Origin of the sequence: Paenibacillus sp. NPDC101420, from assembly GCF_050277435.1 — a bacterium.
Classification (GTDB): domain Bacteria; phylum Bacillota; class Bacilli; order Paenibacillales; family Paenibacillaceae; genus Paenibacillus_AQ.
The window spans coordinates 88874-102861 of the sequence record NZ_JBNNSE010000003.1 but is presented as its reverse complement, the minus strand read 5'-3'; the positions used below and the strand labels follow the sequence as shown (position 1 = coordinate 102861).

Below are 13988 nucleotides of genomic sequence, written 5' to 3'. Positions count from 1 at the left end.
TTCCATTATTCTGGAATAGATGATATTAAATAGATTTCAGATTTTTTTATCCAAATATAACTTTTTGTATGCCTTCTCCATCTAATCATACAGAGGGCCCTCAAGGAGGAACAATCATTTGCTGGAAAACGAACTGGATATCAAAAAAGCGCAGAAAGGCGACCACGAGGCGTTTACCCGTCTTTTCAGGCAACTGGAATCCCAGTTGTACAGATTAGCCAAAACCATTCTGCTAAAAGATGAAGATTGCGCGGATGCTCTTCAGGAGACGACACTGAAGGTGTATAAAGGGTTGGCCAACCTTAAGCAGCCTAAGTTTTTTAAAACCTGGGTTATACGCATCCTGATTAATGAATGCAATCAGTTACTTCGTATGCGAGAGCGAACTATAGCTGTGGCGGAAATTCCCGAAGAACCGGTCGATTCCTATGTGCATTTTGAAGATTCAGGCAACGTAGACCTGCAAAGCTTCATTAATCAGTTGGACGAATCCCTGCGGCTTGCTATCGTGCTTTTTTATTATGACGATTTATCCATTAAGCAGATTGCAGATGTGCTCGACATCTCCGAAGGAGCGGTCAGGGCACGACTTCATCGCGCACGGAGATTGTTGTCCAAACAGATACATCCTGTGCGGGAGGAGGGTCTTGCTAATGAATAATAACAATTTAGAAAAGCAGATCAGGGAGCTAGGAAAGGCTAATATACAGGAGCTTCCACCTTTACTGCGGTCGCGGCAGGATTCGATTTATGCATCACTCGCCACAATTGTCCAGGATCCTGTGGAAAAGGAAAAGAAAAAAAGGATATATCCAAAAATCGCAGCTGCTGTATCTGCAGCGATAGTGCTAAGTGTTATGCTAACGGCCGTCTATCCGCCAACGTTGGCCAATGCGCTCAAGCAGCTTCCATGGATAGGCGGAATTTTTGAACGGGCAGATGATATAGGATTGCAAGCTGCTCAGCGTCTGGGTCTGATTACCCGACCGAATAGCAGTGATACGCATGATGGAATCACCTTGTCTTCCGAAGAGGCTGTATTTGATGGCAACCGATTGGCATTCTCAGTGAAGCGCGAGGGAGAAGGGCTGGACGGGAAGCTCACCGGCGTGACGATTGGAGCGGATGGGAAGCCTTTTCTAGGCAAAGGTTCAATAATGTCCGCAGAAGTTTTGATCGATGGGGTTTCAATGGAGGAATTCTCAGATGGTCATTGGGAAGCTGTTCCTTTTCTAACCTGGATGGAAGGCAAGGAGCAGAGTACAGCTATTTTTCAACTGGTGGATTCTTCGAATTTGGGGATCACCAAGCCTTTCCCTGATCAATTTGAACTGACTGTAACCCTTCTCTTAAACGGTATAGATACACCATACATTCTGGAGATTCCTGCACGTAAGGTTACAGAAAATAGTATTGTCGTACCTGATATGCGCGCACAAGCAGAGGGATGGAGTCTGACGCTGCAAAAGCTGGAATATAGCCCATTAACCACGCGTCTGTTACTCAACATTGAACAAGAGACTGACGGGGATTACGCAGATTTTAATACATTGGGCTTTGAAGTGACGGATGAACAGGGACTGGTTTTGGAAAATATATCGCAAAAAGCACTCCTTTCATCCAATAGATCACAGGATCTGAATCTGCTTGTAGAGCCGTTCGAGAAACATCCCAATATGCTCACAATCCGTGGCTATCTTTATGAGTTCGAGGATCCAAAAAGTAAGAGTGGCGCATTCAAAACAGACAGCTCCGGAAATCCTGTGAAGCATTATATCGATGGCCTGGAAATAAACGTGCTAGTTAAATAAACACTAAGGAGAATGATATCATGAAGAAAATGACAACGAAATTGTCTGTAATTTTAAGTGCTGCTGTATGCCTTGGAGCGTTGGGAATGCCGGCTTTAACCCAAGCAGCCAGTGTTCAAACCGCCGCTGAAGCTTCCCTGAATACAACAAAAGCCGCCGATTCACACGATCAGCTTACTTTAAAGGGCAGTGCACAGTTTGACGGTAATTATATTAAGATCGATCTGAGCCGTGAGGGATCCCTGTTCTCAGGAATGCTCGCAGGGGTAACCTTGAACGATAAAGGTGAGCCTTACCTTGCAGAAGGAACCATTATGGCAGTAGACGCCAAGCTCACTAATTCAGGTGGAATTGATTTTAAATCACCACGCTGGATCAGTGATGGTGACGCCAACAAGGCGGTTGTTGTATTGCAGACCGGATGGCTAACTGAGCAGCAAAAGGCAAGCCTGGCTTCCTCTGAATTGAGCATCCATGTGAAGCTTAACGGAATCGAAGATCCGTATGTACTAAAGTTTTCTCTTAAGCAAGCAGGAGTAGCGCGTAACATTCAGCTACCAGCTTTAAAGAAAGACAACCAATTTGAAATCAAAACTAATCGTGTTGCTGTGGGAGAGACTTCTGTGCGCATTGCTTTAGCAGTTAAAGGGGTTGCTACCCAAGCACAGGCTTTAGGATATGATATTTATGATAATCTGGGAAATGAATTAGAATATATTGCACGGGAATCTGTTGCAACAACCCAGAATACTGTTTCTGAAGATTTATTGTTCGAGGCGCTTCGCCCGGCCGCAGAATATCTCATTATCAGACCTTATCAAGCAGTGTTTGAAAAAGGCACTGCAGGGGCTTATAAAGTAGATGCCAAAGGTAATGTAGTTAAAAATTACAACAAGCAACTAGAGATCAAAATTCCTCTGAAATAATAAACGCTGCAACAGATCCATATGTATGAGGAAAAGGGGATTACCTGTTGGCCGTAAGGCCTGAGGTAATCCCCTTTTTCATGGATAAAGCGTAATTTTACAACTAATCATCCATAGACAAATCCAGTGTATTCCCTTTACTAATGAAGACCTTGTAATTAGCAATTTTGTCGTTCAGCATCCTCTCTGTCTCTGTTAAATGTCTGATTTGATCCTGAACTGAGCTTCTATGATCTTCCAGAAGATTCAAGCGGGCTTGGCTTGTATGTTCTCCTTCTAAATATAACTGGGCATATTGCCGGATTTGTGAGATGGGCATTTGGGTTTGTTTCAACCTCAGTACAAATCGCAGCCAAGCAAGATGAGTATCATCATATACCCTTTCTCCATTCGCATTGCGTATCGGAGCAACGATCCCTTCTTTTTCATAATATCTCAGTGTATATGTGGTTATCTCCAATAACTTGGATACCTCGCTAATCGTGTACATGCATATCCTCTAATCTATTTTATTTTGAAAGTCACCCTGATTATAAAAAACATTTGCCTTAGAGTAAACTCTAACCTATATAATCAAATCGCTGTAAGATCGAATTACATTCTCGTAGAAAAATAGGAGGAAATCACATGAAATATACTGTAATTACCGGGGCTAGTTCAGGGATAGGTTATGAAACTGCCCTAGCTTTTGCTTCTCGTGGAAAAAACTTAATCCTTGTGGCCCGCAGAAAGGAACAGCTAGAGGAATTACAGTCTAAAATCGCTCGTATTCATCCTAATGTAGAGGTTGTCATTCAAAAGATTGACTTATCCGTTATCGAGAATGCTTATACGTTGTATGAAAGCCTGCGAGGATATGCCATCGAAACCTGGATCAACAATGCCGGATTTGGAAACTTTGCTTCAGTGGCCGAGCAAGATTTAAATAAAATAACTACAATGCTACATCTGAACATAGAAGCGTTGACTATACTCTCCTCTTTATTCGTTCGAGACTACTCCACTATTGATGGCACGCAATTAATTAACGTTTCATCTGGTGGCGGTTATACGATTGTAGGCAATGCTATAACGTACTGTGCAACGAAGTTTTATGTAAGTGCATTTACTGAAGGACTATCCCATGAGTTGAAGAGTCAAGGTGCACCTATGCAGGCTAAAGTGTTGGCACCTGCCGCAACAGAAACAGAATTCGCGAAACGTGCTTTCGATGTCACGAATTTCGAATATCACGGCGCTGTGCGGAAATTCCATACCGCAAAGGAAATGGCTGGCTTCATGCTTGATCTGTATGACAGCAATCATGTGGTGGGACTTGTGAATGGTTTAACGTACGAGTTTGAGTTGAGAGATGCTATTTTTAATTATGTGGAGAGTACGCGATAGGCTTGTCTCGAAAGTTAAACAAATATGGCCATCCTTCAACGGATGGCCATGCACACTAACCAAGATATTGACACTTCCATTCGAAAATCTCATCAACAGCTTGATGAGGTCCACCGGATGTCCGAAAGGAATCTTTAGTCGTTGCAACAGCTTTTTGGAATGACGGAAGGGTGAGCACAAGCTCTACAGCTTCACGCAGTTCGGTTGCAGTTAATCCTTGCATTTGTAATTTAATGCCCGCTCCAATATTGACGACTTGCTCCGCAATGATCGGCTGATCCGCACTTTGTGGGATTACAATTAGCGGAACCCCATAGTAGAGACCCTCATGCGCACTATTCATTCCACCATGTGTAATGAATATTTTTGTGTACTGTAATATATCCGTCTGTGGAACATAGTTTTTAACTATAAAGTTGGGAGGAATTTCTCCCAAATCATAGATTTGCACTTTGTTCCCAATGGACATAACAATCGTATGCTCCGTATTCCCGAATGCCTCAAAACAAAGCTTATAGAAATCACTTGCTTGGTTGAAGACCGTACCCATTGAAATGTAAATTAGGTCCTTCCCCTTGATTGCAGAAAAATCAAAATGATCTGGCGTTAATCGTGAAGAGATGGAAGGACCCACGAATTTATACGATAGGTCGAAGGTTTCTCCATAAGGTTGAAACTCCCTTGTCGTATACACGATTGTAAGTGGTGCAGGATTACAGAACACTTCGTAAGGAGAGTGAATTTGCACACCATATTGTTCCTTTATTTTTACGCTCAGACTTTGAAATCTATCGTCTACAGCTTTTACTATTTCTGCAGGGGCTTCTGTGTAGAATCGTTCCATGACTTGATCAAATGATTCCTTTGTCTGTGCAAAAGAAGTACAAGAGTTGATTGCAGGAAGATTAAGAATTTGAGCCAGTAAACGTCCACAACCAAACATCGAATCATGGATGATGTAATCGAAATGCTCCCCCTTAATCTGTTCAAGAACGCTTGGTATAACGATATCCGCCGTAAGTAAAAGCCCATTGATTCTTTCAAGCAGATAATCTCTCCCACCTGAAATAAAGGCTTTTATAAATTGTTGAGCGTCCAATGTCCGTACTATAGCACCTGTCTCCTCCATACGCTCCCGAAAAGCTTCTATAGTGAAGTACACTACCTCTTCTCCACGAGAAATAAGCTCCTGTACAACGCCAATCGTTGGATTGATATGTCCCTCTGATCCAGCATTAATAAATAAGACACGTGCCATTCCTATCCCTCCTCAGTTTTACTATTCTCTAAATTGTACAGGAGTAAGGGGCGGTGCACCATACCAGCTCTTCTTCAAAACAAAATCATTAATCATAAAAGAGGCTCTCCGCTGCAACAGCGAGAAAGCCTCTTTTGTTATTTACTTTAAGCTCAGCGTATTGGATCAATACACCTGACCAAGCAACTGGTATGCTTCTTCCTTGGATTTAACCGCCAAGAGATCTCCCCTGAAATCATCATCCATCAGCTTACGAGATAAGATTTGCAGTACTTTAAGATGGGCGTTTCCCTTACTGCTGCGTGGCACCGCTATCATAAAGATCAGTTTAGCTTCGCTTCCGTCTAGGCTGTTCCAATCTACTCCGTTCTGCTTGATACCAAATACAATGCTTGGCTTCAGTACGGCGTCCGATTTACCATGGGGAATGGCTATATTCAGACCGATGCCTGTCGAGCTTTCTTCTTCCCGGGCCAATATAGTCTCTTTGAATTCACCGGCAGAGCTTACCGCTCCGGCCCTCTCCAGCGCTCCAATCATTTCGTTAATAATAGCGTCCTTAGTATCTCCATTCAGATCCAGATTAATCAAATCCGGTGTAAGAATATCGGTTAATTTCTCAATGTGAATGGCTGGCGCTTCCGTCGCGGTCCGGTCATTTGCCTGTTCCAATGCCGACACGACTGTGGTAGTTTTCTCAGCTACTATGACAGAATATTCAAGATCCGCTTCTCCCAAGACAGCCTGGGTTTCAGCTGTAACATCCTTTTTCAGCAGCCTGATCATGACAACTGTTACCGCCGAACCGACAATGACGGCGACAAAAAACATCAACACATTGTCTACTGCACCAAGCACGGCTACAATCGGTCCACCATGAGCTACTCTGTCCCCAACATGGCCAAGCATCGCTATCACCGAACCGACCATCGACCCTACCATGATACTCGGAATGACACGCAGAGGATCTTGTGCGGCAAACGGAATTGCACCTTCGGTGATACCAAACAGTCCCATTGTAAATGACGCTTTGCCGGCCTCTCGTTCTGCCGGTTCAAATTTACGTTTGCTAATCATCGTTGCAAGTCCCATACCAATTGGAGGGATACAAATAGCAGCGGCGATTGGGCCCATAATTTCATAGTTACCTTCTCCGATCATGGCCGAGCCGAATAGGAATGCAACCTTGTTTACTGGACCGCCCATATCGAAAGAAATCATCGCACCCAGAATCAGGGCTAGCAAAATCGAGCTTGTACCCTGCATACCTGCGAGCCACCCCGTCAGGGATTCAAACAGCTGTGCGATTGGAGAACCAATCAGGAATACAAAAATCAAACCGACAATCAGGGAGGTTAATATTGGAATAATGATGATTGGCATGATAGGTTTTAGTGCCTTAGGAACTTTCATTTTCTTGATTCCAAGCGCTACATAACCCGCTAGGAAACCGGCGATAATTCCGCCGATGAATCCAGCTCCCGCCTCACTTCCGTAAAAACTTCCGTTTGCGGCGATGAATCCTCCTACCATACCCGGAACAAGACCTGGTCTATCCGCAATACTCATCGCAATAAAACCGGCTAATATGGGCACCATGAAGGTAAATGCGGCCGATCCGATGTCCAATATCGTCTTCCAGAATGAATCATCCGGTATGACTAGTCCTCCCGGAGTTTTCACGCCACCAAGGGTCAGCGCAATTGCGACCAGTAAGCCGCCGACAACGATAAACGGCACCATATAGGACACACCATTCATCAAATGGCGGTAAATCGGATTTTGCTTCGACTTTTTCTCCTGCTTGATATCTTCAGCAGACCGTAATTGTGCTCGGTAGACCTTCACATCATCGCTCATCACCCGTCTGATCAGCTCTTCCGGATGGCGGATGCCTTCCTGTACGCCAACTACAAGCAGCTTCTTGCCGACAAACCGATCCTTTACGACCGTTTTGTCTGCCGCGATAATTATGCCATCCGCTTCACGGATATCCTGCTCGGTTAACTGATTCTCCACTCCAATAGAACCCTGAGTTTCAACCTTCATCTTGATGCCTAGTTTAGCTGCCGCCTTTTGAAGATTTTCGGCGGCCATATACGTATGTGCTATTCCGTTAGGACATGAGGTAATTGCCAATATTTTCATAGCCATTCTCCTTCACTATAAATGTTTCCGCTTACATTCATAGTATAAACGCCAACCATCTCCTTCTCAGATTGAAATTTTACCGCAACTTCCGGAAAAACTAAATTTATTCTTGTCAAAAAAATAAAGCGATATTAAAAGGTCATGCTTTTTCGTGTGTATAGCCTAATTTTAATTTACCCTTTCAGTCTGCTCAGAAATTTCATCACATCAGTTTCCTTGGACAAAGCACTGACAAAAGCCGGACGCTCACTGATCAGCGACAATTCCTTAAATAGCTGCCTCGCTTCTTCCCGTTCTTCACTTTTTAACGCTAGCATAAACACGAGCTCCACTTTTTCAGTTCCCCAGAGGAGTGGCTGCTTTAAGGTGGCGATTGCAATTACCGATTGTTTGATCAATTGAGGGCTACCATGCGGAATGGCAATCCCTCCCCCTATAGTCGTAGACGACATTTTTTCTCTCCCCAGAGTGCTTTCCGAATAACCTGCCTCCGCATATCCCTTGTCCACCAATACTTGCCCCAGCTTAGCTATAATCTGGTCTGGCTGCTGCACATCCTGCTGGAGAAAGACTAGAAATGGTGTTGTGTACTTCAAAAAAATGGATTCTTGTCTGTTGTTTGGCTCATCAAGCTGTTTAATTTCATGTTCCAGCTTTCGCTCGTCTCTAGCCTCCAGCAAGGGGGAGACATGGATATGAGGGATCTTCAGCCCCGAAAGAGCGACGGTAGAAATGACAAGATCAACTTTATGGGTAGCTAAATAGTCATGCACTTCCGCTTTGGCCATCGATGCTTCCACATGCACAGATGGAAATTTACGTTCAATTTTCGTTCGGAGCAGTTGGGACATACCAATACCCATGTGACATATGATAATCACCTTTTTTGGATTACTCTGGCCTTTATTAAGCCTTTCAACAGATGCCTGGAAATGCAGCGTCAGATAGGCTGCTTCTTCCTCGGGAATAGATAAATGAAGCGATTCACCCATCTCTTCCAGCGCAACAATGACCCGGTCGAACATATAGGGATACATTTTTTTGATCTCGGCCAGCATCGGATTGGACACGGCCAGCCCGTAATCAAGACGGTTCAGGGTAGTATATAAATGAACTTTCAGACCATTCATCAATACTTGATCTTGGGAAAACTGAATCATGTTAAGCACCGACATCCGGCGCGTCAGCTGCTCGACAATCCCCTGTAAGAGAGGCTGTCTGTCCGCCAAATCGTCCCCACTAGAACCCTCACTCTCCTGACAATAGCGGAATTTCCCACCAAGTAGGCGCAATGTTAAATAAGCTGCTTCTTTACTGGGGAAAGACACGGCAAACAGCCGTTTCAAACGCAGCAAAAACTCCTCGGCCCATATAAATTCCGCTTTTTTCTGCAAAAAAGCAATTTCTTGATCGGAGAGAGAGATTGGTTGTTTAAGTTTGGTTCGTTTGACCATCAGCAAAATATGTAGCATTAGACTTTCAAAGGCTTCATCTGTGTAATAAAGCGAATGCCGTTTTTGCAGCGCCCTTAATTCATTGTATACGCCAGCAATCTCGTGTTGCTCAAATTGCTTCATCATCATCTGTCCCGTCAACTCCGAGCTGTCTATCAACTGGTCCAAGCGCACCAAAGCCGTCCTTTTATTTTTTTCGGAGCCTTCAATTGCAAGGCCAACTCTCTGCTTGGAGATTAAGGCTAAATTAAAGGGTTGTAACCACACCTCAATTTTCTCTACATCTTTACGAATAACAGCTTTGTTCACAAAATACTGCGACGCTAAGTCCTGAATGGCTACGGGCTTGGCATCCATCAGCAGCCGATAAGCGAGATGCAGAACTCTTTCCTCGTCGGATTCATGTCTAGCCGAACTTTCTCCTGCATAAAGACGGTGGAATAAATCAGCCTGATCGGCTTCGTCAATCTCCAGATAAATGCCCCGCCCCGGCCTTTTCACCAAGCTTGTATTTGAGTACCTTTCTATATATTCTTCTATAATTTTCAGATCGCTCCGAATGGTTTTCTCTGAGCAGTTGATCTCATCAGCTAGATTCTGCACTAACAATAATCGGTTCGATTCTGTTAACAAAATGCGAAAAATCTCTTTTTGCCTATTATTCATCAGATCTCCCTGCTTCCATCATATTTTAGTGAGATACAAGAGCAGGGTCTCTCCCTATTATTTAATGATTAGTTTATTAACCTGAACTGAAGCGTTCCATAATCAGACTCAGCCTCTTCAAGCTTTTTCTTTACTGGAATAAACAGCATAATTATAGAGCTTACTACAAAAAAAATAAAAAAAGAAGCGGGTCCCTCGTAGTTGACGGGATTAAGCAGTAGTTTTCCGGTGTTCGATCGTATTTCTCCTGTACGTCATATGAAGGTAACTATGCCTTTATGAGCTTAACGGGCTATCAGCGAAAAAACAGATCATTGAACCTTAGAATCAACGTGGATCCACTCTACTTGTTCTGCGTACTTTATCGTACAAATAAAAGGATGCGATGCCAGCGCTCAATGTTCCGCAGATCATATCCAGCATCGTGTCGTTCAAACTGCCATTTTGCGAATGAAGCTCAAAGAGATGATCCACCGTAAACTCATAAATCTCCCATATTCCAGCCATTGCAACAGCAAATAGAAACGCGAACCAAATGATGATGTTGGAAGGTAGACCGCCCAGCCCTTTACGCTTAGCCATCTTGATCAAGATGAATCGTCCTACGAAGAATAAAATAACTCCAGACAGCAGATGCTCAATCTTGTCTAAATAAGGGATAACACCATACATATTGAACAAATTGGCGAGCATCATCGTAATCGCGATAAAGACCAGCACCGAGAATCGTAGTGCAGGAGGCAGTTCACTTTTGGTCCATGTGATTAAGCCCCTAAAGAGTATCAGGACGACAATGATAAGACCCGCTTGAAATGTTTTATCATAATTCCCAATCAGGGCAAAATAAACAATTGATACTCCGCAAATGAGGTAGAGAATCATTTCAAAAAAATAATTGAACCTAAGGTTTCTAGAAGTCTCTTGCATAGCAGTTCCTTTCTGACTAGACATTTTTAATTAATTATCACCCGTTCAAAGCCACCCCATACGACAATCATATCATTAGTTATAAAAAGACTCCCGTGACTTTCCCTTAGGCGGGAATACACGGGAGCCTTGAGCGACTGAGAACCTTACATCGCCTTTTCAGCCAAATCGTTAACTAAATTTCTCATCCACTTCCGGGAGTAAATCCGGGCGTAACCGAAGCCAAAACGGACAACCTCCTCAAGTGATATGACGAGATATACAAGGTAGACAGGCTGCTTCCAGACGTATGACAGCAATAGCCCGGAGGGGACACCTATCAGCCATGTCGCGGTCGATTCCATACTGAACACGAACTTGCTGTCTCCCCCACTGTTTAGAATGCCGCCTGCTATAATCATATTGGAAACTTTGGCCCAAAGAAATCCAGCGAATACGATAACGATATATATGCTCATCTGTTTAGCATCCTCGGAGATATTGAACGCGGAGACATACAGCTTCGAGCCTGCCGCAATGATAACCCCGACAATTAGAGAGATGATAATGCCAAGACGAATGAACTTTTTCGCATGATCGAGTGCGATATCCGTTTCGTTCCCGCCCAAACGGTTGCCGACCAAAACCCCAGCTGCACTAGCCAGACCGGACAATAAGCCGATGCAAAGCCCTTGCAATGGGAAGGTAATGGTCATCGCCGTCATCTCCATCGTCCCCATGCGGCTATAGATGATCGCATATGCCGTTTCACCCAATACCCAGATCAATTCAGTCAGCAGCAGTGGATACGTCGTTCCAAAAAACTTGCGGATGAGCGGTTTAGGAATGATGAACAAGTTCTTTAACCCAACAGCGCCCGGTAAACGATACCGGTACACGGCACCAATGATCAACAAACATTCTATTACCCTGGAAATAAGGGTAGCAATAGCCGCACCCTTCAGACCAAGCGCTGGAGCGCCGAAGTTCCCGTAAATAAGTACGTAATTCAGTATAATATTCAACACAACAGCAATTAAGCTTACATACATCGGCCATTTGGCATGGCCCGTACTACGCAAAATCGCGGAATACATCATCGTGAGCATGACAGGTACAAAGCCGATCGACATGATCTGCAGAAAAATATACCCATTATCTATTACATTCGCATCTGTCGTGAACATGCTCAGGAAAAGCGGCGAATCGATGAAGACAGCCGCAGAAAATAAGAACGAGAACGCGAAGCCGACGATTAGTCCAAGGCCCAGCACCTGGGAGACGCTTTTAGAATCTTTGTTCCCCCAAAACTGGGCTGCATAAATAGACACACCCGTCGATAGACCAGCCAAGACAACCGCGATGATCCCATATATTTTGGTGGACATTCCCACCGAGGCAATCGCCACATCTCCAAGCTGCCCGACCATCAACTGATCCGTCAAATTGAGCAATGCCATCAGTAAGCTTTGAAGCGTAACAGGTACAGCGATTTTATACACACTTTTGTAGAAGTTCTCTTTCTCTGACATGGATCATTCACAACCCCCATTTTCTCGATTTTACCGCGTCCATAGCCATTCGCAGTCTATGACTTCGTGTGAGGTTATATCACTTTTTTGTAGCGCATGAGCGTATAATTATCTTTTGGCTGAATTTCTACAACCTTGAACTTTTTCGCAAAGCACAATTGCTGATACCCGTCTCCATCCACTAAAGTAATGTTCGTGGAACCGCCTATGATGATCGGAAGCTGCATCAGAATAATTTCATCGACGATGTCCTGATCGAAGATATGCCAGTTCAAAAAGCCGCCGCCCTCGACCATCAAGCTGGTAATCCCGAAGTTGTCTTCCAACTGACGTTCAAGCTCCACGAAATCGACTTTATCCTCACCGCAGATGAGGCACTCCTTCCCTCTTTCCCGGATCTGCTTGATTTTATATTCATCCCGTCCTTTCTCGGTTGTGACAATAATCGTCCTCCCCTCATCCGAGAGCACATTGCTATCCAGCGGAATATCCAAGGTGGTCGTCGGAATGATCCGGATTGGATTTTTGTTCTCCTCATACCGATTAGTAAGAAAGGGATTGTCCGTCAGGATTGTATTTTTTCCGACCATAATGCCCTGCACATTCCCCCGGAATAGATGAATGAATTCCATATCCTCACTGGAAAACAAAGAAAAAAGCTCCTTACTCGAATTACCAGCTCCCATAGTGAGCTTACCGTCAATCGAAATTTGGCTGAATATCGTTGTTTTCATTTGTCTTCTCCCCGTCTCTTTTTAGCTTTTATATGCGCCCCAGAATGCTTGGATGGTCTGTTCAATTTTTTTCAATGCTTGTTCAGAATTGCTTAAGGGCAGCTCGGTTAGACCCGCATTTAGCGCCTCCCATACATGAATCATGAAGGGGTAAGTCGGCATCGGCCGTGCGTGCTCCAACAGCGATATAATCATCTTTTTGTTAAGCGTAGCAGAGGCAGCTAGACGGTTCAGCACCTCTTCCTGAGCTGGAATCCGCTGTACACCCAGCGTCCACATGGTTTGGCACTCATCACTCAGCATAAAATGCGTGAACGACAAGATATCTTCCCGTTCCTCCGACGTTAACGAATGATTCGGGTAAATCAGGCCGATAGAAGAAGACATGGATAGCGATTGCTGGCCTTCTATGACCGGAAGCTGGCAGACCGCAAGCCTGTTGTTCATCTGCTTGTCCAGATGGTTATAAATCCACTCTCCACAAATAATGGCGCCAATCTTACCGTCAATAAACTGCTCTAGCAGTCCTGTGGAACCGTCGAGACTGACGAGCACGCCTTGATCCATCTTGTCATAGATGAACTCAAGTGCTCGCTTCATTTCAGGGGTTACGATATTTGGCTTTCCATCCTGAACAGGCCAACCACCGAAAGCTGTAAGAAACGGAATAAACCAATAACCCTGCTGTAAATCTGCTCCAAACGGTATGATGCCTTGAGCGGACAACCTCTCTGCTGCCTCTTCGAACACTTCCCATGTCGTCGGCGCACTGGCGTAAATCTCCGGATTGTAATACACAACCAGATGATTGCCCCGTAATACCGGAATACCATACTGAACACCATCCAGTTGCATCGTTGAAAGTGCCCCTTCAGTCAATGCATCATCAAATAGCCAGCCCGGTACCTCAGAGTAAAGACCATTCTCAACATAGGAGGACATATCCGCAGGAACCATCGCCAGATGCGGACCTTGATGGGTGTCCTTAATTTGGTTCAGGCGCGCAGTCAACTCCGTAATGTTCATCACTTGTGGCGTAATTTGTACGCCGAAGCGCTCTGTATACAGCTTGCAAATTCCCTCCAACACCTCAATCGAGGTATCTCCCGGACCGTCAAACTCATGCCATAACACGATTTCTTTGTTCTTCTTTTCCATCGCTAC

General features: G+C 44.4%; 12 protein-coding genes. 4 read left to right on the top strand and 8 right to left on the bottom strand.

Going from position 1 to position 13988, the window contains the following annotated elements; all coding sequences use genetic code 11:
* The first annotated feature begins 118 nt into the window (after window positions 1-118).
* Genes ACQKMP_RS15740 through ACQKMP_RS15730 form a run of 3 tightly spaced genes read left to right on the top strand, consistent with a single transcriptional unit; the run spans window position 119 to window position 2737 of the window.
* Complete coding sequence (locus tag ACQKMP_RS15740; protein WP_231573368.1) at window positions 119-661, top strand: sigma-70 family RNA polymerase sigma factor; 543 nt, start codon at window positions 119-121, stop codon at window positions 659-661.
* The gene (locus ACQKMP_RS15735) at window positions 654-1811 is read left to right on the top strand and encodes a DUF4179 domain-containing protein (protein WP_339244093.1); all 1158 of its coding nucleotides are present in this window, start codon (window positions 654-656) and stop codon (window positions 1809-1811) included. Before ACQKMP_RS15740 ends, ACQKMP_RS15735 begins: the two co-directional genes overlap by 8 nt.
* A 20-nt stretch (window positions 1812-1831) precedes the next feature.
* Window positions 1832-2737 carry a DUF5643 domain-containing protein gene (locus ACQKMP_RS15730; RefSeq protein ID WP_339244095.1) on the top strand — a complete coding sequence of 302 codons (906 nt, stop codon included), beginning with the start codon at window positions 1832-1834 and terminating at the stop codon, window positions 2735-2737.
* 103 nt (window positions 2738-2840) lie between these two features.
* On the opposite strand, the gene ACQKMP_RS15725 is transcribed toward ACQKMP_RS15730, so the two are convergent.
* Window positions 2841-3227, bottom strand: a complete 387-nt coding sequence (locus ACQKMP_RS15725; protein WP_042192999.1) for a MerR family transcriptional regulator — start codon at window positions 3225-3227, stop codon at window positions 2841-2843.
* Between the two features lie 137 nt (window positions 3228-3364).
* Here ACQKMP_RS15725 and ACQKMP_RS15720 point away from each other — a divergent pair, with 137 nt between their 5' ends.
* The gene (locus tag ACQKMP_RS15720; RefSeq protein ID WP_042193000.1) at window positions 3365-4123 is read left to right on the top strand and encodes an SDR family NAD(P)-dependent oxidoreductase; all 759 of its coding nucleotides are present in this window, start codon (window positions 3365-3367) and stop codon (window positions 4121-4123) included.
* 55 nt (window positions 4124-4178) lie between these two features.
* Here the strand turns inward: ACQKMP_RS15720 and ACQKMP_RS15715 are convergent, their stop codons facing one another.
* The 7 genes from ACQKMP_RS15715 to ACQKMP_RS15685 all read right to left on the bottom strand — a co-directional run bounded on the left by ACQKMP_RS15715 (window position 4179) and on the right by ACQKMP_RS15685 (window position 13982).
* Entirely contained in the window at window positions 4179-5381 is a 1203-nt protein-coding gene (locus ACQKMP_RS15715) for a macrolide family glycosyltransferase (protein WP_339244097.1), read from the bottom strand.
* Between the two features lie 165 nt (window positions 5382-5546).
* Complete coding sequence (locus tag ACQKMP_RS15710; protein WP_427469837.1) at window positions 5547-7529, bottom strand: fructose-specific PTS transporter subunit EIIC; 1983 nt, start codon at window positions 7527-7529, stop codon at window positions 5547-5549.
* A 176-nt stretch (window positions 7530-7705) separates the two neighbouring features.
* Window positions 7706-9652 (bottom strand): BglG family transcription antiterminator, encoded by a 1947-nt coding sequence (locus tag ACQKMP_RS15705; RefSeq protein ID WP_427469835.1) that lies wholly within the window; start codon window positions 9650-9652, stop codon window positions 7706-7708.
* A gap of 327 nt (window positions 9653-9979) precedes the next feature.
* Window positions 9980-10603, bottom strand: a complete 624-nt coding sequence (locus tag ACQKMP_RS15700) for a hypothetical protein (protein ID WP_379424634.1) — start codon at window positions 10601-10603, stop codon at window positions 9980-9982.
* Between the two features lie 122 nt (window positions 10604-10725).
* Window positions 10726-12090 carry an MATE family efflux transporter gene (locus ACQKMP_RS15695; protein ID WP_427469833.1) on the bottom strand — a complete coding sequence of 455 codons (1365 nt, stop codon included), beginning with the start codon at window positions 12088-12090 and terminating at the stop codon, window positions 10726-10728.
* A gap of 74 nt (window positions 12091-12164) precedes the next feature.
* On the bottom strand, window positions 12165-12824 hold the full coding sequence (locus ACQKMP_RS15690) for a dihydrofolate reductase family protein (RefSeq protein WP_042193005.1): 660 nt from the start codon (window positions 12822-12824) through the stop codon (window positions 12165-12167).
* Between the two features lie 21 nt (window positions 12825-12845).
* Window positions 12846-13982, bottom strand: coding sequence for a sugar ABC transporter substrate-binding protein (locus tag ACQKMP_RS15685; protein WP_427469831.1), 1137 nt, complete (start codon window positions 13980-13982; stop codon window positions 12846-12848).
* Window positions 13983-13988: the final 6 nt, after the last annotated feature.